This is a genomic window from Staphylococcus americanisciuri (assembly GCF_024814435.1).
Classification (GTDB): domain Bacteria; phylum Bacillota; class Bacilli; order Staphylococcales; family Staphylococcaceae; genus Staphylococcus; species Staphylococcus americanisciuri.
This window is the reverse complement of the sequence record NZ_JANUXY010000002.1, coordinates 95,206-114,736: the sequence shown is the minus strand read 5'-3', so window position 1 is coordinate 114,736 and position 19,531 is coordinate 95,206. Positions and strand designations below refer to the sequence as shown.

Annotated in this window: 18 protein-coding genes, 1 pseudogene and 1 riboswitch; of the genes and pseudogenes, 10 read left to right on the top strand and 9 right to left on the bottom strand. The window is 38.1% G+C overall.

The features are described from left to right. Positions 1–73 precede the first annotated feature (73 nt). Genes NXS11_RS02660 through ulaA form a run of 4 tightly spaced genes read left to right on the top strand, consistent with a single transcriptional unit; the run spans position 74 to position 4,125 of the window. The gene (locus NXS11_RS02660) at positions 74–2,020 is read left to right on the top strand and encodes a BglG family transcription antiterminator (protein ID WP_259198422.1); all 1,947 of its coding nucleotides are present in this window, start codon (positions 74–76) and stop codon (positions 2,018–2,020) included. Then, on the top strand, positions 2,021–2,461 hold the full coding sequence (locus tag NXS11_RS02655; RefSeq protein ID WP_259198420.1) for a PTS sugar transporter subunit IIA: 441 nt from the start codon (positions 2,021–2,023) through the stop codon (positions 2,459–2,461). It abuts the gene before it with no gap. A 1-nt stretch (position 2,462) separates the two neighbouring features. After that, complete coding sequence (locus tag NXS11_RS02650) at positions 2,463–2,747, top strand: PTS sugar transporter subunit IIB (RefSeq protein WP_259198418.1); 285 nt, start codon at positions 2,463–2,465, stop codon at positions 2,745–2,747. A gap of 19 nt (positions 2,748–2,766) precedes the next feature. Then, positions 2,767–4,125 carry a PTS ascorbate transporter subunit IIC gene (ulaA, locus tag NXS11_RS02645; RefSeq protein ID WP_259198417.1) on the top strand — a complete coding sequence of 453 codons (1,359 nt, stop codon included), beginning with the start codon at positions 2,767–2,769 and terminating at the stop codon, positions 4,123–4,125. A gap of 70 nt (positions 4,126–4,195) precedes the next feature. Here ulaA and gmpC read toward each other — a convergent pair whose 3' ends face one another. Genes gmpC through NXS11_RS02630 form a run of 3 tightly spaced genes read right to left on the bottom strand, consistent with a single transcriptional unit; the run spans position 4,196 to position 6,735 of the window. After that, entirely contained in the window at positions 4,196–5,038 is an 843-nt protein-coding gene (gene gmpC / locus NXS11_RS02640; RefSeq protein WP_259198415.1) for a dipeptide ABC transporter glycylmethionine-binding lipoprotein, read from the bottom strand. 19 nt (positions 5,039–5,057) lie between these two features. Further along, positions 5,058–5,717: a methionine ABC transporter permease gene (locus NXS11_RS02635; protein ID WP_259198412.1), complete on the bottom strand. Its 660-nt coding sequence runs from the start codon at positions 5,715–5,717 to the stop codon at positions 5,058–5,060. Beyond that, a complete protein-coding gene (locus NXS11_RS02630) occupies positions 5,698–6,735 on the bottom strand; it encodes a methionine ABC transporter ATP-binding protein (protein WP_259198410.1) in 1,038 nt (345 codons plus the stop codon). The genes NXS11_RS02635 and NXS11_RS02630 overlap by 20 nt, the downstream gene beginning before the upstream one ends. Before the next feature lie 231 nt (positions 6,736–6,966). On the opposite strand from NXS11_RS02630, the gene bioB reads away from it, so the two are divergent. Continuing rightward, a complete protein-coding gene (gene bioB / locus NXS11_RS02625; RefSeq protein ID WP_259198409.1) occupies positions 6,967–7,956 on the top strand; it encodes a biotin synthase BioB in 990 nt (329 codons plus the stop codon). 460 nt (positions 7,957–8,416) lie between these two features. On the opposite strand, the gene NXS11_RS02620 is transcribed toward bioB, so the two are convergent. Beyond that, positions 8,417–9,235: a MetQ/NlpA family ABC transporter substrate-binding protein gene (locus NXS11_RS02620; RefSeq protein ID WP_259198408.1), complete on the bottom strand. Its 819-nt coding sequence runs from the start codon at positions 9,233–9,235 to the stop codon at positions 8,417–8,419. 170 nt (positions 9,236–9,405) lie between these two features. On the opposite strand from NXS11_RS02620, the gene NXS11_RS02615 reads away from it, so the two are divergent. From NXS11_RS02615 to NXS11_RS02600, 4 genes and pseudogenes are all read left to right on the top strand, one after another. Then, a complete protein-coding gene (locus NXS11_RS02615; protein WP_259198407.1) occupies positions 9,406–10,356 on the top strand; it encodes a DUF1002 domain-containing protein in 951 nt (316 codons plus the stop codon). 54 nt (positions 10,357–10,410) lie between these two features. After that, positions 10,411–11,124, top strand: a pseudogene (locus tag NXS11_RS02610) (replication initiation factor domain-containing protein); the annotation flags it as partial. Next, positions 11,070–11,513 (top strand): hypothetical protein, encoded by a 444-nt coding sequence (locus NXS11_RS02605; RefSeq protein WP_259198406.1) that lies wholly within the window; start codon positions 11,070–11,072, stop codon positions 11,511–11,513. The pseudogene NXS11_RS02610 and the gene NXS11_RS02605, both read left to right, overlap by 55 nt. Before the next feature lie 15 nt (positions 11,514–11,528). Next, positions 11,529–11,735: a DUF6007 family protein gene (locus NXS11_RS02600; protein WP_259198404.1), complete on the top strand. Its 207-nt coding sequence runs from the start codon at positions 11,529–11,531 to the stop codon at positions 11,733–11,735. Positions 11,736–12,440: 705 nt separating this feature from the next. Here the strand turns inward: NXS11_RS02600 and ahpF are convergent. The 3 genes from ahpF to NXS11_RS02585 form a co-directional block, all read right to left on the bottom strand. Continuing rightward, on the bottom strand, positions 12,441–13,964 hold the full coding sequence (ahpF, locus tag NXS11_RS02595) for an alkyl hydroperoxide reductase subunit F (RefSeq protein WP_259198403.1): 1,524 nt from the start codon (positions 13,962–13,964) through the stop codon (positions 12,441–12,443). Positions 13,965–13,978: 14 nt separating this feature from the next. Next, positions 13,979–14,548, bottom strand: coding sequence for an alkyl hydroperoxide reductase subunit C (ahpC, locus tag NXS11_RS02590; protein WP_259198402.1), 570 nt, complete (start codon positions 14,546–14,548; stop codon positions 13,979–13,981). 340 nt (positions 14,549–14,888) lie between these two features. Further along, positions 14,889–15,665, bottom strand: coding sequence for a 2-keto-4-pentenoate hydratase (locus NXS11_RS02585; RefSeq protein ID WP_259198400.1), 777 nt, complete (start codon positions 15,663–15,665; stop codon positions 14,889–14,891). Positions 15,666–15,798: 133 nt separating this feature from the next. Between NXS11_RS02585 and nfsA the strand changes: the two genes are divergently transcribed. Then, complete coding sequence (gene nfsA / locus NXS11_RS02580; protein ID WP_259198399.1) at positions 15,799–16,554, top strand: oxygen-insensitive NADPH nitroreductase; 756 nt, start codon at positions 15,799–15,801, stop codon at positions 16,552–16,554. 54 nt (positions 16,555–16,608) lie between these two features. Here nfsA and NXS11_RS02575 read toward each other — a convergent pair whose 3' ends face one another. Together NXS11_RS02575 and thiO are read right to left on the bottom strand one after the other, a co-directional pair. After that, on the bottom strand, positions 16,609–17,934 hold the full coding sequence (locus NXS11_RS02575; RefSeq protein ID WP_373319368.1) for an L-cystine transporter: 1,326 nt from the start codon (positions 17,932–17,934) through the stop codon (positions 16,609–16,611). A gap of 147 nt (positions 17,935–18,081) precedes the next feature. Next, entirely contained in the window at positions 18,082–19,182 is a 1,101-nt protein-coding gene (thiO, locus tag NXS11_RS02570) for a glycine oxidase ThiO (RefSeq protein WP_259198396.1), read from the bottom strand. 113 nt (positions 19,183–19,295) lie between these two features. Further along, positions 19,296–19,398, bottom strand: a riboswitch (TPP riboswitch). Positions 19,399–19,531 lie beyond the last annotated feature (133 nt).

Here is a 19,531-nt window from a genome sequence, read left to right as displayed (position 1 = left end):
TTGTTAGGCGAAATAGATTGCACATCCACAAATGACGGTAAACGCTTACAATAATTATAGGGAGGTAATGCATGTGTTGAGTGATCGTCAAAGACAGATTGTCACGTATCTTTCTTCGCGACAAAGGTTTGTTACGATTGTAGAATTGGCCGATCAGTTTCACGTATCAGAGAGAACCATTCAATATGATTTGGCATATATTGAATCGTTTCAAGAACAATACCAATTAGAAGTTGTTAGAAATAAACACCTCGGTATTATGATTAATGATTCAGCAGTAATACAAAAGGCAGAGTATGATGCTAGGGTCGTACATTATTCCAAAGAGGAACGTAAAGATTATATTTTACTGAGATTATTTGAAGCGATACAACCAGTGAGTTCAAACATGCTTGCAGAAATGTTACATGTTTCAAGACGGACAGTTGTAGAAGATTTAAAAGCTGTTCAGAGTGAATTGGCTCATTATGAATTGCGTTTAGAATATGTCTATAATAAAGGCTTTGTAATTGAAGGAAATGAAAAAGCGTTGAGAGAAGCTTATGCCAATGTGGTACATACGTATTTTCAGCATGCAGCCCCTCATTTAGGGATTGTGAATTTTTCACAAGACGAGTTAGAGCACATTAGGAGAATTGTTGTATCAGCATTGCGTCATCAACAAGTACAACTTGTACAAGAAGCTATCGATGGCTTGATTTTCCATATTGTTATAGCTATTCATCGTGCACGTGATCAGTTTCATTTTGAAATACCTGACGCAGAGTATCAACGCTTGCAGAACACAGAGGCATTTCAGTTGGCACTAGATATGACTGAGCAATTAGAAGCGTTGTTCGATGTAGCATTTCCAGAAACGGAAGCGGCGTTTATTACGCTACATTTGTTAGGTGCAAAAGGGACAACGTTTCATGTTAAAGATGATGTTGATGAGTTGGGATGTATAATACAAACATTTATCCAGCAGGTGAGCGCACAGATGGGTGTACCATTTGTGCGTGATCACAAATTATGTACAAATTTGTTGACGCATTTGCAACCGGCGCTACATCGCATGCGTTTTGATATGATGCATACCAATCCGTTGAAGGCAGAAATTATACGTGATTATCATGATTTAATTACGGTTATTCAACAGCAAGTGAAGATTTTAGAAAGTGCCTATCAAGTTGTGTTTAATGATGATGAGCTTGCGTATTTAGCACTTCATTTTGCTTCATCTATGGAGCGTGTCAATGCTACAAAAGCAGCGCGTATTAAAGTGATTTTGTTGTGTGGTTCAGGAGTTGGGACATCTCAATTATTGAAAAGTCGTATTCAGAACATCTATCCAGAGTTAGAAATTGTAGATGCTTTTTCAATATATGATATTTCAGAGTCGTTTCTCCAATCACAAGGTATTGATTATATTATTTCGACGGTGTCTGTTGATCGATTTTCAGTACCAGTGATGACTGTAACACCATTTTTAAATAAAGCTGATCGTGCACAGATTAATCAGATGATAAATGCACATCGTGAAACAACAGTAGCACATCATCAACTAGTAGGTCCCACGCTAAAAGATGTTTTGCTAGAACGTCATGTACTTACAGGTCAATTTGCGGAAAATCGAACGGCTGCTATTCACCAGAGTGTAGGACTGTTAGTAGCATCAGGGCATGTTGATGAGCAATATGCACAAGATATTCTCACGCAATTGAATCGTTTTGGTCCGTATATGGTTATCAGTCCGCATATCGCATTGATGCATGCACACTTTGAATATGTTCAAGTGCCTGTCAGTATGGCACTCGTTCATTATCAAGAAGGTGTTGTATTCAACCACGAGCGATTTGATCCGGTAAAAGTGGTCATTGTATTGGCGACGAGTAACCCACATGTCCATCTGAATGCGCTCGGTCAGTTAAGTCAGCTTATTATGAATGAAACAGATCGGCAGCATTTGTTGGAAGGTGATCGGACAGCGATTATTCAAAGTATACAGAATGTTAGTCTTAGTCAGGAGGAAGATGCATAAATGTCAGAATTGATTCAAGCGTCACATATTCAATTGAAAGAAAGTGTGGATGATTGGGAATCTGCTATTCGCATTGCGTCACAACCGTTATATGAAGCGGGTTATTTTGAGCAAACATATATTGACGCAATGATTAACAGTGTGCATGAAATGGGACCATATATTGTTATTGCACCAGAAATTGCGATTGCACATGCAAGACCGAGTGAAGATGTTTATCAAGTAGGATTGAGTTTGTTGAAGTTAGATGAACATATCAATTTTTCAGAAACAGGTCGTTATGCGACACTGATTTTTGTATTAAGTGCGGTGGATGAAGCAGCACATTTAGAAATACTGAGAAACTTGGCCATGCGATTGAGCGATACAAAGATTGTAGAAGCACTCATGGCTGCGAAAAGTAAGGAAGCAATTAAAACATTATTAGAGGAGCGAAATTAATATGAAAATTTTAGTTGTATGCGGACACGGTTTAGGGAGTAGCTTTATGGTTGAGATGAATGTACAGGAAGCTTTAAAACAACTACAAGCACCTGCAGATATTGAGGTGGCACATAGTGACATTATGACCGCAAGCCCTGAAATGGCAGATCTATTTATTTGTGGTCGTGATTTAGAAGAAAATGCACAACGCCTCGGTGACGTCATTGTACTAGATAATATTTTGGACAAAGTAGAATTGCAAGAGAAGTTAGAAGCTCAACTTAAAGCAATGAATCAATTATAAACAAAAAGGAGTTGACGCTATGAATGCAGTATTAGAATTTTTTGTCGATGTTTTTAGTCAGCCAGCAATTCTCGTTGCTTTAATCGCGCTGATTGGGTTAGTAGTTCAGAAAAAGTCTGTCGCAGATATTACATCAGGGACGATTAAAACAATCTTAGGGTTCCTTGTATTAAGTGCGGGTGCAGGTGTTGTGACGAGTTCACTCGAGCCGTTCGGTCAAATGTTCCAAGAGGCATTTGGCGTTCAAGGAGTTGTGCCGAACAATGAAGCGATTATCTCTATTGCATTGAAAGAATATGGCACTACTGCAGCACTCATTATGATGTTTGGGATGCTTGTGAATATTTTGATTGCACGGTTCTCAAACCTTAAATATATCTTTCTCACAGGGCATCATACATTCTATATGGCAGCATTCCTAGCCATTTTACTTACAGTTGGTAATATTACTGGCACTCTGACGGTCGTCTTAGGTTCCTTGATTCTAGGGTTGATTATGGCTGTCTTACCAGCGCTCGGTCAATCAACAATGAGAAAGATTACAGGATCAGATCAAGTTGCGATTGGTCATTTTGGAACGCTCAGTTACTGGGCTGCGGGAGAAGTAGGGAAGCTTTTCGAGGGCAAATCTAAGTCTACGGAAGATATTAAGTTTCCTAAAGGATTAAGCTTCTTACGTGAAAGTACAATCAGTATTTCGTTAACGATGATTGTACTTTATATCATTGCCGCATTATTTGCTGGACCACACTATGTACATACAGAGTTGAGTGATGGCACAAACTTTATCGTTTTTTCAGTTATTCAAGGTGTAACATTTGCCGCGGGTGTCTTCATTATTTTAACGGGTGTTCGTTTAATTTTGGCAGAAATCGTACCAGCATTTAAAGGGATTTCTGAAAAACTCGTTCCAAATACAAAGCCAGCATTAGACTGCCCGATTGTCTTCCCTTATGCACAAAATGCGGTGTTGATTGGTTTCTTCGTCAGCTTTATTACAGGTGTTGCGGGTATGTTCGTCATGTTCTTGCTTGGTGGTGTAGTTATTCTACCAGGTGTTGTCCCGCACTTCTTTTTAGGTGCGACAGCTGGTGTGTTTGGGAATGCACGAGGGGGTATTAAAGGAGCTGTTGCAGGGTCAGCGTTAAATGGTTTACTGATTACTTTCTTACCATTATTGTTTATTCCGTTTATGGGTGAATTAGGCTCAGCTGCAACAACATTCTCAGATACAGATTTCTTAGCAGTCGGTATTATCGTTGGCTATATTACAAAATATTTAGGTGTCATCGGAATTGCAGCACTGCTCATTTTTGTTGGTGCATTAGCAGTTGTATTGCAAAAGCGTTCAACAAGTAAGTTAGCACAAGATAAATAAATGTTCGTCAAAAAAGCGGTAGTGTCACCCTCAATGATTTGAGTATTGACATCTACCGCTTTTAGTATGATTATTTTAAGCTGTCTTCAATTTCTTTAATTTCTGATGGTTTCAAGTCGATAATGATTTCGCCATCTTTAGTATCTTCTTTCAAAGCGTCTCTTGCTTCTTCAGAGTGATACAGTTCGGCAATGCGTTGGTATGTTTTGTTATCTTTATCTTTTGTATTAACTGCGATGATATTGATGAAAGGTTTTGTCGCATCACCTTTAGAGTCTTCAAGGAAAATAGGATCTTTCTTAGCATCTAAACCTGCTTTTGTTGCAACACCGTTATTGATAATTGAGATATCAACGTCTGATAGTGCACGTGCTGTTTGCTGTGCATCTACAGCAGTAATCTCTAAGTGTTTAGGATTATTTTTGATGTCTTTAATAGAGCTAGAAAGTCCAAAGTCATCATTGAGTTCAAGGAGTCCAGCTTTTTCAAGTAACTTCAACGCACGTGCTTGGTTTGAAATGTCATTTGGAATTGCGACTTTTGCACCATCTTTCACATCTTTAATGTCTTTCACTTTTTCAGAGTAAATGCCTAACGGTGCTAAGACGGAGGTACGGATAGGCGTAATGTCAGTCCCTTTATTCTCTTTCTTAAATGTATCTAAAAAAGCAAAGTGTTGGAAAGCATTCATATCGATGTCACCATCACTTAAAGCCTTGTTAGGGACGTTGTAGTCAGAGAATTGTTTAATCTCTAAGTCAATGTTTTCTTTCTTCGCTAATTCTTTTACTTTTTCCCAAGCTTTTGAATCATTTGAAGCAATACCAATCGTTACTTTTTTGTTGTCAGCGTTTTGACCACATGCTGCAAGTAAAAATAATGCAGCTAATAGTACAGTAATTAATTTTTTCATATTTTAAATCCCCCTAGTTTTAGTTACGTCTTACTTTTTTGGCAAGTACATTACCCAGTGATTGAATCAGTTGTACGATAATGACGAGTACGACGACTGTGATTAAGATAACAAGTGTATCAAAGCGTTGGTAACCATACACAAGCGCCATATCACCAATACCGCCACCACCAACAGCACCAGCCATGGCAGTTGCACCAATCAAGCCGATAATAGCTGTTGTGATAGATAGAATAAGTGAACCGAGTGCCTCTGGTAATAAGAAGTAGCGAATGATTTGAACAGGTGAAGCGCCCATAGCGTTTGCGGCTTCAATAATGCCATCATCGACTTCAAGTAATGAGTTTTCGACAAGCCGTGCGATGTAAGGTGCGACGTAGACTGTTAAAGGCACAATGGCTGCAGTTGTTCCAATGGATGTACCGACTAAAAGTTTTGTGAATGGCACGATTGCAATCAGTAAAATGATAAAAGGCACAGAGCGTAAAATATTAATAATAGGGTTTAGGGCATGATGAATAATCGCGTTTGGCCATATGCCATTTGTACGAGTCACGACAAGTAGAATGCCAAGTGGAACCCCGATAAGTGCACCAATGACGAGTGCAACTGTCACCATGTAGAGTGTTTGATAAAGTGCTTCTAATAATTGTGATGAATCAATGGATGAACCGAGCATCGTCTAACACCTCCTCGAATTGAATGTGTTGAGTGGTTAAGTAGCTTTGTACGGCTTGTTGTTGTGTGTGGTCACCAGTAACTTGTAACCAGAGATAGCCGACCGTATCATCTTGAATTTCTGCCATAAAGGCGTGAATAATATTGACTTTCACATGGAATTGCGTAATTAAATCGTGCACAATTTCATGTGATATTTGATTGCCTTCGATAAAGAGTCGATATACTTTTGCATTATCTTCGTATGATAGTTGTTGTACAACGTGTTGAGATGGTTCGGTATTAATAACTGTTGAGACAAAACGTTTCGCTGTTGTTGTCTTTGAATGACTGAAGACATTTTTGACAGAATCCAATTCAATCACTGAACCGTGTTCCATTACAGCAACTCGGTTACATATTTTTTGAATGACGCTCATCTCGTGTGTGATAACTAGAATGGTTACTCCCAATGTTTCATTCGTTTTTTTCAACAAGTCTAGGATGGCATCTGTTGTTGCAGGGTCGAGTGCACTCGTTGCTTCATCACATAACAATATTTTAGGGTTTGTAACAAGTGCACGTGCGATTGCGACGCGTTGTTTTTGACCACCAGATAGTTCATTTGGGTATTGTTGAGCCTTTCCATCGAGACCTACAAAAGCAAGCATTTCATTGACGCGTTTTTCAATTTCTGCTGGTTTCACTTTTCTCAGTATAAGAGGCATGGCGACGTTTTTATAAACAGTCTTTGCATTGAGGAGGTTGAAGTGCTGGAAAATCATACCGATGTCTTGTTTCACCTTGCGTAAATCTGCTTGTGTATATGTATTTAAGTGATGGTTATCCACGTATACATCACCAGAAGTTTGTTTTTCAAGCTGGTTAACGAGCCGTACTAGGGTACTTTTGCCAGCACCGCTATAACCGATTACACCGAAAATATCGCCCCGATTCACAGTGAAGCTAACGTTGTTCAATGCATGAACGGTGGAATCTTTTTTAGTAAAAGTTTTGCTGACATTCTTAAACGTAATCATAACTGCCTCCTTGAATTCCGACTTGGTTGATAATAATTGTTGGTGTTTGTTATTGTAGGTCACTTTTTATCATTAGTCAACACAATATTTAGATATTTTCAAAAAATAAAATTGTTATTGAAACCTAATATTCATGATTGCGATAAAAAAGTTTACAGCTCATCAATGTAACCTTAATTTAAAATAAAGTTACAATTATGCTATACTTTTCTAGAGTAGGAGGGGATTGATTTGACAATTGCAACACGTATTTTGAACGGGGAGATATTGACGCCGGAAGAAGCTTACACGCTATTTACTGATGAGACATTGGATACGATGACCATGGTGCATGAGGCATATCAACTGCGTAAACATTATTATGGACATAAAGTGAAGTTGAATATGATTTTGAATGCAAAGAGTGGTATTTGCTCAGAAGATTGTGGTTATTGTGGGCAATCGAGAGAGATAAAAGAGAAACAGCGTTATGCATTAATACCAGAAAATCAAATAACAGAAGGTGCAAAAGTAGCAGCAGAGAATGAGATTGGTACGTACTGTATCGTGATGAGTGGTAGAGGACCAAGTGATAAGGAAGTAGACCACATTACAGCCTCTGTTGAACGAATTAAAGCAGAACACCCACAGTTGAAGATTTGTGCATGCCTTGGCTTGGCAAATGATAAACAAGCGGCGAAGCTTAAAGCAGCAGGTGTTGACCGATACAATCACAACTTGAATACAAGTGAAAACTATCATGAGGAAGTGGTAACGACACATACATATCAAAATCGTGTAGATACGATTGAAACAATGAAGGCGCATAATATCTCGCCATGTTCAGGTGTTATCTGTGGGATGGGCGAAACAGATCAAGACATTATCGATATGGCATTTGCATTACGGAATATTGACGCAGATAGTATCCCAGTCAATTTTTTACATCCAATTAAAGGGACAAAGTTTGGAAACATGAACCAATTGACACCGATGCGTTGCTTACGTATTTTGGCGTTATTCCGTTTAATTAATCCGACGAAGGAAATCCGTATCGCAGGTGGACGTGAAGTGAATTTACGGTCACTACAAGCAACAGCATTGATGGTTGCGAATTCGATTTTTGTTGGGGACTACCTCATCACAGGTGGTCAACCTAACCAGTTGGACTACGATATGATTAAAGACTTAGGCTATGAAATTGATTATGGACATACAGACAAGGTTGTAAAAGCGAAATAAAGTTTAAAAGACTTGTGTTTAAGGTAGAGACACAGGTCTTTTTTGCGCTGTTCATAAACAAAGTAAAGTCCTTTACATAAGAGAATGTTTAATTATATTTTCCATTCAATATGTGTTTCTTACACGGATGATTGGCTTGTCTATTAATGATTGCTTGAATGTAAAGTACTAAAAAATAACGCTGGACAGTTATCATTATGTACAAAAAATAGTGACTGGGACACAATAAAATTCTGCTTTAGGGAAACTGATAAACAATGTCCCTAAAGCAGAATTTTCGGCAAAATATGGAAAGCCATTTTGCGCATCGTTCGGTTCAGATTAAACCCTCAGCCCAATCTCTACACATCTTAGTATGATAAGTGTTTAATAAGTGAGGAACTTTTCAACAAAATAAGACAAATAATTTTGTTTCTTGAGTTTGTGTTAAATACAACTTATACGCTTTTCTCCCAACATCTCACCATTCTGTCGGTTCGATATAACCACTGTATTCATCATGTTCACGGAACCATTTAATGAACTCAGGATCATTATATGCGTCACGTAATGCTTTTGCCCATTCTGTATCCTTGTCAGCTTCATTGATACTCAACATTACTTTATGTTCGTCTGGTGTTTTTTCTACAACTAAGCCATCACTGATTTTTTGACCGCTATCTGCAATGTAGTTACCATTAACGATACCGTAGTCAACGTCTTCCAATGAACGAAGCACTTGTGGTGATGCGACTTCACTAAATTTTAAGTGATATTTGTCGGGATGTACGCTGGACAGTTTAAAGTTTACACCTGTTGTTTTGTTATCCAGCTTAATCCAACCAAGACCTTCTAAAATTCTTAATGCACGTTCTTGATTGACTGGATCGTTCGGTACAGCAATCGTTTGCCCATCTCGCACGTCATCAAGTGATTGATGCTTTTTCGACCATACAGATTGTGGTGCGGTAGGTACGTCATTGTTTTTAATCATTTTAGCATCGATTTTGTCATTGATACTGTTCATATATGCTGTACTTTGGAAGACAGATGCTTGAATGTCACCGTCTTTCATGGCAGGGTTGATTTGGTCTGTTTGAGAGAAACTTTTTATTTCTACATCATACCCTTTTTTCTCTAAGATAGGCAGTATACCACCGCGGAAGATTTCTTCGTATGTACCAGGACCGAAACCGACTGTCAGTTTTTTGTCATTATCCTGGCTTGCAGTGTCATCTTTATCGCATGCTACGAGCAACACCGCAATCATCAAAATAAGACTGAACTTAAGATATTTCATGATATCACTCCTAAAACATAGTAAATTGATAAGAATTAAAAAGAATTATAGCATGTATCTGACTTTTTGAATAGTTTATTTTTAGAATATTTACGATGGGTCTATGGTTTGATACGCTAAGATGTGTCTCATGGTAAAATAAGGGAAATGGTCATAAAGGAAGTGAGTAAATGTATAAGAAGCTGTTAGTGAGTGGTATGGCAGCCTCGCTGTTAATTGTAGGCGTTGCACATAGTGCTTCTGCTGCGAAAGAATTCAAACTCAAAGAAGAGATATTTCTCCAAGGAGCCGACTTGAATGATAAACAATTAGTTGAAACGAAAGATAAGTTGGGGGTGGGTAGAGGCGTGACCACTTATCCAGTAACTAATGTAGATGTGATTCAATACACAGGTACAGAGTACGATTATATTCATTCAAGTGCGCTTATCAAGCCGAAACGCTTTGGGCATGGTGTGGATGTTGAGATTGAAACGCCAAATAATATTACACGTATCACGAAAGAACAATATATGAATGCTGCCATCACATCGGGTATACAAGATGCTACAATACGCATTGCTTCTATCGATCCAGTCACAGGTGAGGGTGCGCTTACAGGTATTTATAAGGCATATGAAGCCCAAGGTAATGCATTGAATCGTGAAGATGTTCAAAACGCACATAGTGAGATGAATGAGCTAGCACGTATTAGTGAAAGTCATGCTAGTACAAATGGCTATTCTGATGAAGCGCTAAACGAAGCAATTGCGGATATGAAGTCACAAATTGCAGAAGCAACAGCGTCTAATCAACAAATCAATGAACTAACGATTAATAATATTGTTAATCAAACATTGAATGAACGTGGTTTGAATCAAGTATTAAGTAATAATGAGATTGCGGTAATTCAAAATATCATGATGAATGTTGCGCAATCAGATGTTTTGAAGCAAGATCCAGAGTCTTTTAAACAACAAGCGAATGAATTGCGAGACAGTATTCAAAAACATGCGGGTGACAAGTTAGATGCGTTGAAAGAGCTAGATAACCCAGAAACACGTGGCTGGTTACAGAGCATATGGGATAATATTGTATCTTTAATTACGAGAATATGGCATTGGCTTGTTTCATTTGTATAATAACGAATAAAAATAATCATGAAAATGATTCAAAAGTAGGCACAGTAAGGGGGGATAAATTACACCTCGACTGACTACTCTAATAGCCGGTTAGACGCACATTTCGTGTGCACTTCTTATCCGAAATTAAGTTTTGATGGTATGACTATCGTTGGAAACCTAAATAAAAACAACACTGAAAGACTTTCGAAATTTATGAGTGTTGAACCTCAAATTAGGATATGGGATATTTTGCAAACTAAATTTAAAGCTAAAGCATTACAAGAAACAGTTTATATTGCATATGACAAAGTGAAAGCAGATAGTTGGGATAGACGTAATATGCGTGTTGAATTTAATCCGAACAAACTTTCACATGACGAAATGCTTTGGTTAAAACGTAATATAGTAAATCTCATGGAAAATGACGGTTTTACAAGATTAGATTTGGCCTTTGATTTTGAAGATGATTTAAGTGACTATTACGCAATGTCAGATAAAATTTTAAAGAAAACTGTGTTTTACGGAATTGACGGAAAGCCAGAAACTAAATATTTTGGTGTGCGTGATAGTGAACGGTTTATTAGAATTTACAACAAGAAAAAGGAACGTAAGGATAATGCAGATATAGAAATAGATTCTGAACATTTATGGCGTGTAGAAATTGAGTTAAAACGTAACATGATTGATTACTGGAATAATTGCTTTGATGATTTGTATATTTTAAAACCAGCATGGTCTATTTTAGAAAGTGTAAGAGAACAAGCAATGGTGTATATTATAATTACTATTTAGAAGGTAATAAAATTGAATATTATAGTATTCAAAATAAATTATCTAACGGAAATTCTACTTTTACTTTGTATGATATTAACGACAATTACATTTTAAAATCTGAAGCAAATAATAATGGTGATATAGTTAATGAAAGTACAGCTGTAGATAATGGTGTTACAACATATGCTATAAATAACGCTGCACTTAAGTGGGCATGTATTTTCTCTAGTTATTCAGCTTGCATTGAGGTGTCATTAGGAGCTGGTGCAGCTGGTGCCATGGTTAGCGGACCGTTTGGTGTTGCTACTGGATTCGCTGGAGGAGCTGCTTGTAGGCACATTTTCCAAACAGCTGTTGAAAAATACGGCGGGAAAGATGCAGCATGTAAATTACTCTCATAACAAATAGGTGATCTTATGGAAAATTTAAAAAAATCTTTATTATCTTTAGGTTGGTGGGATTTATTGTTTACTATCCCGATGTTTCTTTTATTTATATACTTGCCGATCTATAATTTCTTAAGTATATTATTAAATATTATTATTGTTTTCTTCTTTTCTATGGGACTAGTTTTAACAACTCATACATTATGGAGATACATGAAAGGTCAAGATAAATCTTGACCTTTCATGTCTGGTTCTATAGAAAAATCACGTTCTCTCACTAGTGTTGCATAAATGGATACTTAATATTCTGAAATGAAGTTGATTCTATTGTATTGGATTTGGATAAGTATTACTACCTCCAACCAGTATAAAGGAATTTTTTTGTACTTGAAATTAATTTACAGAAAATTCTTTGAGATAACTAAAGAATGAGAATTTTAATACGACACTAGTGGTAATGGGCACATATAATTAAATAACTTCTTAAATCCACTTTGATTATGAATGAATTCAAACGCTAATTTGAAGGTTTCGTTTGAATAATGAACGACAAAGCTTTTACCTTTACCTACATCAACACTAAAATGTTCGATATCAATCACTCCTGTTCTATTTTTTAAGAAGCGTTAACTTCACCAAGCCTTATCTAGTTCACTTTCCTATACACGATCTCATTGGACCCAACATACTAAAATCGAATGAATAAGGAGAGTGCAGTTCTCCAGTTTAAATTTCGGATTCATTGATCCTTGGGGCTGTTCGGAGTACTTCTCTCTACTACTATTTCATAAACTCTAAATACAAGCCACTAACAATTTGAGTAAATAAAAAGTAGTGAAGCTACCTACCGTCGTAGATTTCTTCACTCCTAATCCTAATATGTTTCATTTGTATAATAACGAACAAAAAGAAGTCCACACAATAATGCGGACTTCTTTTGTATTAGTTACGGATCAGGTAGTCAAATGCTGATAATGCAGCTGTTGCACCAGATCCCATTGAAATAATGATTTGTTTATAACGTTGGTCTGTACAGTCACCAGCAGCAAAAATACCTGGGATATTCGTTGCACCAAGGCGGTCAACTTCGATTTCGCCCATTCTATTGCGTTTCACTGTATCACCTAACCATTCAGTGTTTGGTGACAGACCGATTTGAACGAATACACCATCTAATTCGATATGCTTTTGTTCATTTGATTGCATATCTTCATAAGTAAGACCTGTTACACGTTCTTCACCAGTGATTTCTTTAGTTGCTGCACTTGTAATGACTGTTGTGTTTGATAATGAATTTAAACGTTCTTGAAGGACTTTGTCCGCACGCATTTCAGCACCAAACTCAAGTAGTGTAACGCTCTTACAAATACCAGCAAGGTCGATTGCAGCTTCAACACCTGAGTTACCACCACCAATAACGGCAACATTTTTGTTTTCGAATAATGGGCCATCACAGTGTGGACAGTATGCGACACCTTTGTTAGCAAGCTCTTGCTCACCTGGTACACCGAGTTGTCTCCAACGCGCACCAGTTGATACGATTAATGTTTTAGTACGGAGTGTTGCATCATTATTCAATGTAACATCGATACCGTTATCTGTTTTATTGACAGATTCTGCACGGACACCTTTCATTACATCGATATTGTATTCGTTAATGTGTGCTTCAAGATTGCCTGCAAGTGCTGTACCCGTTGTTTTCTTCACGCTAATCAAGTTTTCAATATCTTGTGTATCGTTCACTTGACCACCGATACGATCTGCAACGATACCTGTACGCAAACCTTTACGTGCAGCATAAATTGCTGAGCTTGCACTTGCTGGGCCACCGCCGATAACAAGGACATCAAAAGTGTCTTTCCCTTCAAATTCAGAAGCATCTGGACCTTGACCTAATTCGCTTAAAATATCTGTAACTGTCATACGACCGCTACCGAACTGTTCACCGTTTAAAAAGATAGACGGAACGGCCATAATATCTTCAGCTTCTTCTTTGAATGCAGCGCCATCAATCATCGTATGTGTGATGTTCGGATTCAATACACTCATAAGATTTAACGCTTGAACGACATCAGGACATTTTTGACATGTTAAGCTGATATATGTTTCGAAATTTAATGGTTGATCAATTGCTTTGATTTGATTGATTACAGATTGTTCTTCTTTTGGTGCGCGACCACTTACTTGTAGAAGGGCAAGCACAAAAGAATTAAACTCGTGACCAAGAGGAACACCGGCAAAAGTAATGCCAGTGTCTTCTCCAGGTCTATTCACACTAAAACTAGGTGAACGTTTTAAGTCTGCTTTTTCTACTGTAATGCGTGATGACATCTCTGCAACTTCATTCACAAGATCTTCCATTTTCTGAGATGTTTCACCAGATCCTGTGCTTAGTTTGAAAACAACGTCACCTTCCATCAAATCAAGAAGTTGTGCAAGTTGATTCTTTAACTCTTGATTAAGCATTAAGTACAGCCTCCTTAAATTTTACCTACTAAGTCTAAACCTGGTGTTAAAGTTTCGCTACCTTCTTCCCATTTCGCTGGGCAAACTTCACCTGGATTTTGACGTACGTATTGTGCTGCTTTGATTTTGTGTACTAATGTGCTTGCGTCACGACCGATACCGTCAGCGTTGATTTCAGCTGCTTGAACCACACCGTCAGGGTCAACGATGAATGTACCACGTTGTGCAAGACCTGATGTTTCGTCTAATACGTCGAATTGACGTGTGATTGTTTGTGATGGGTCACCAATCATAGTGTATTTTAAAGTGCTAATTGCATCTGAGTGATCGTGCCAAGCTTTGTGTACGAAGTGTGTGTCAGTTGATACTGAGAATACGTTAGTACCAAGTTCTTGTAATTTTTCGTATTGGCTTTGAACATCTTGTAATTCAGTTGGACATACAAAGGAGAAGTCTGCTGGATAGAATACAACAACGCTCCAGTTACCTTTTAAGTCTTCTTGAGTTACTTCAACGAACTCATCTTTTTGTGCGTTGTATGCTTGTGCTGTGAAATCTTCAATTTGTTTACCGATTAATGACATGTTAATTGGCCTCCTAATATATATGTTTATTATTATTAGATTAGAACTATCACAAAGCCTTCTTTGTTATAATTCCTTTTTAATAATAATTATAATCTTGAGTACTATTATGGCATGTAACGATAAAAACGTCAATTATTAAAGTGAAATAAATTGTATGGGTCTTTTATCGTGCAATGTTACGCTGTTGAATTGATATACAGCCATACAGCATGCACATGCCACCTCTACATCCATCATAGCATTGATTGTTATGAATTCTCAATTAAAGACACCTTTATTGAAAATAGGCAGTGTCAAAAGGCTTTCCAAGTATATACTCGAAAAGCCTTTGATTTTATCATTCAAATGTCACAGTAACGCTTCCGACATCTTGATAGTCAACAGTATACGTCCCTTTTTCTGCTTTGATAGGTGGGATAAATGTACCAGATGAGATGACGTCGCCTTTCTTGAGTACTTTGCCATGGCTTGCTAGTTTATGACTTAACCATTGAACAGATTTGACAGGATTGCCTAATACTTCGGATGCGACACCTGTTTTAATTTCTTCGCCATTATATTTCAATGACATTGTGACTTTGCCAAGCTGTTCGTAGTCAAGTTGTGCCACAGGTTCGCCGACAACGACAAGACCTGTCGCTGTGTTATCTGCAAGTAGGTCACCTAATGTAAAGTTTGGAAACCAGTCTTGGTAGCGTGCATCTGGTATTTCGATTGCAGGTGCAAGTTGTGAATGGTGAAGTACGTCATCAACGCTTGGATCAGCCGGTAAATCTTCAGTTATAACAAATACCAGTTCAGGTTCAATTAAGGGAGCAAACATACGATCTAATTGGACTGTGGCACCATCTTCTTTAAGTACGGTTTTAAGCAAGGTTCCATAAGCAGGCTCGTGCGTATTGGCATATGCTTGTGTTTCAGCACTTGTCATACTGACTTTATAACCTGCCACTTCAGTTTGTTTGTGTGTTTTTAATTTATCGATTAAGGCATCTTGTGTTTGATAGCCTAAGACTTCATCTACGTTGGCTTCAGGATTTAAGAAAGGGATAGGTTGTTGTGTATCATAAGCTTGAAATACTTGATCTGCTAATTGTTGTGCTTTTTGTGACATAAAGACACTCCTTTATCAGAAAATTTATATTATTATGATAAGGGTTGATTGATAAAGTTGCAAGTAAGCAAGTCGCATGCCTTTCAATTAATGATTTGCTAATATGAGAAAAAAGCACAGAGGAGTGTTATGTATGTCGGAATACGTTTATCATTTAGCAAAAAAGCATCATTCAGTTAGAAAGTTTAAATCAGAACCGTTAACACGTGAGACGGTTGGAAAATTGATTGAAGCGGGACAAATGGCATCGACATCAAGTTATTTACAAACGACAACTGTTATCGGTGTAGAAGATGAAGCGAAAAAGCTAGCGTTGAAAGAAGTGTCTGGGCAGCCTTATGTCGTGGATAACGGCTATCTGCTTGTGTTCGTGATTGATTACAATCGTCATAGCATTGTGAATGAACAACAGTCAAGTGACATGACGACAAGTTTTCAATCAGTGGAGGGTTTACTGGTAGGAACGGTGGATGCCTCATTAATGGCACAAAACATTGCTTTGACTGCTGAAGATATGGGTTACGGTATTGTTTATTTAGGGTCATTACGTAACGATGTTGAACGTGTGCGAGAAATTTTAGACTTACCTGAGTATACGTTCCCACTCTTTGGTATGGCGTTAGGTGTACCGGCAGATGATGAAAATGGTTCGCCCAAACCACGCTTACCGTTAGAGCATGTTTTTCATGTAGATACGTACAACAATGATCGTGAAACACATCGTCAACAATTAGCAGATTATGATCAAATTGTATCTGACTATTATAACGAAAGAACGCAAGGGAAACGTACTGAAACATGGTCTGAACAAGTTGCGAACTTCATGAGTAGTAAACAACGCTTAGAAATGGATCAATGGCTAAAAAATGCTGGGTTTAACAAAGAATAACAGAAAAACCGCTGATTAAGATGATGTATCTTAATCAGCGGTTTTTCTTAATGTTTAATGACTTGTTGACAATTCGTCATAGTCATTGTTGTTGAAGGTATTTTCATCTAATTGTTTTGTAAGTTTGGCTGTACCGGTACCTGCTAACATTGAGTCGTTAACGTTCAAGGCAGTACGTCCCATATCAATCAGTGGTTCAACGGAAATAAGTACCCCAGCCAGTCCGACTGGTAAGTTCAATGCTGAAAGGACAAGGATAGATGCGAATGTGGCACCACCGCCAACCCCTGCAACACCGAATGAACTAATGATAACAACGAGAATAAGTGTTGCGATGAATTGCAAGTTGATTTCAACACCAGCAACAGGTGCAACCATCACTGCAAGCATCGCTGGATAAATACCGGCACAACCATTTTGACCGATAGACAGACCAAATGAGCCTGAGAAATTTGCAATGGCTTGTGGTACACCGAGGCGATTTGTTTGTGTCTGAATGTTAAGTGGTAATGCACCAGCACTTGAGCGAGAAGTAAATGCGAATATCATAACTTCTGCCGTTTTCTTCATGTATTGGATAGGATTAATACCTAGGATAGCTAAAATAATTAGATGAATAACGTACATTGTAATGAGTGCGGCATAGGATGCAATCACAAACTTGCCAAGTGTCCAAATGGCGGCGAAGTCACTTGTTGCCATTGTGTTTAACATGATAGCTAAGATACCATAAGGCGTTAATCGTAAAACGAATGTAACGATAGCCATGACAAGTGAATAAACAGCATCGATGGCACGTTTTAAGACATGTCCATTTTCTGGTTGTTTACGTGCGACACGTAAGTATGAGAAACCGATAAACGCAGCGAAGATAACAACTGCGATTGTAGATGTGGCACGCGCTCCTGTGAAATCTAAGAATGGATTTGCAGGAAGTAGTTCTAAGATTTGGGCAGGTAATGTTGTTGCCGTTAAATCTTTAGCTGTTTCTGCAATTTCAGAACTACGTGCATTTTCAGCTTGACCTAAGTCGATACTTGAGGCATCAAGACCGAACAACATCGCATAGGCAATCCCAACAATAGCAGCAATTGCAACTGTGCCAATTAAAAACATAAAGATATAAGAACCCATTTTTGCAAACTTTTCACCAAGGTCAATCTTCGTGAATGCCGCAACGATAGATACGAAAACAAGTGGGATAACGATCATTTGTAATAAAGAGACGTATCCATTACCAATGATGCCAATCCATTCTGTCGTTTGTGTTGTAATCTTGCTGTCAGAACTGTAGATGAGTTGTACGATGACACCGAGTACAATTCCTAGCCCCAGTGCGGTAAAGACACGTGTAGAAAACTTTACGTGCTTTTTCTTCATTATCCATAAGCCTGCAAGTACAGCAATGAAGATAATTAAGTTAAGTATAGTTAGTAATGTAGACATATAGACCTTCCTTTTTAATTCCGATTTGTATAATAAGAATAATAGGAAGTGGCAGTAAAATCAAGTCCAGTATCTCAAGTGTTACTGTGGTTTAGGTGAAAAATACTGTAATTGTTCTGCAGCATATGAATCGCCTTCAATCAGTTGAGCCATAAGCTGTCCAACGATAGGCGAGAGCAGGATACCGTTACGATAATGACCAGTCGAGATATAAAGGTTTGGACGTATGGCTCCCATAATAGGAATACCATCTGGTGTGATAGGGCGAATGCCCTTCCAAGTTTTAACAATATGGTGAGTCCGGAGTGCAGGAATCATATGGAGACATTCAGTGTCTAACCAACGAAGATTGGCGTTGTTATTATGTGTACTCCAGTTGTCTATTTCGGATGTTGCGCCGATTAGGAAACGATTTGGCTTTTTCGGCACAATATAACAACCATTCATATTGAAAATAGTTTCTTGAAGTCCTGTATAATCAGATTCAATTAGCTTTACATCTCCTTTAACTGGTTGAGTTGGCAGCGTAATATTAAGTTGTTTCAGTAGTTCACCACTCCATGCACCGGCAGCAATCACTAACTCATCGGCATCAAAGGAACCTTTAGATGTAGCGATATGATAGTGTGTCTTGGTGTGCGTAATGTGCATGACTTCAGTATCTAAGTGAAGTGTGATATGTGAACGCTTAGCTGCTGATTGCAACAGTGCTTGCGTGTATAGATTGGCATTGATTTGGCCATCATCATGAATCTTGAAAGCAGCACATGATGTAAGATCGCATTGCGGGAAGCGTTGACGTAACTGTGTAGGTGTGAGTTGGTAGATTGCATGATCTTGTTGCGAAAGAAAAGCAAACTGTTTTTCAATAGCCTGAATATGTTCCTGTGTTGTTGCAACCTTAATCAAGCCATGGGTTTGTAACTCGATGTTTATCTGTGTTTCTTTCGCGAGCGCTTGTGCAGTGTTGGGCATCATTGCACGACTTGTCATTGCTAAACGATAAAGTGGCGTGTCTGCGAAAAACTCATTTTGCGCACCTAACATTCCACCTGCTGCGTAAGAGGCGTTCATACGTGGTGTAGAACAATCGATAATATGTATATGTCTATTGTGAGCACTTAACGCACGTGAGATGGATAGCCCCATGACGCCTGCTCCGATAATCACTGTTTGTAACATAAAAAACCTCCTGCATGTGAGTGTGCAGGAAGTTTGCATGTATGATTGAAGTTGAGTCGTTAGTTCCATGTGTTAATCGCATGCGTTACAGTTGATGAAATCGCATGTGAAACGACTATATTATGTTGCTTTCCTTCGATGGTATTAACCATATCAGGTTCAAAGAGTTAAGAGTCAATCTTTCTCAGCTCACTTCGAGCACCCCTAGCATAGTATTTGATTTTAGAATATGATTGGTTGAAGTTATACAAAACCTAGTGTGTAGATAGTGCCAAACTATGTGTAACATTTCTTTGTTATTTTGATATGTGACAAGATACGTTTACCTGTTATAGTCTAACAACTTCTA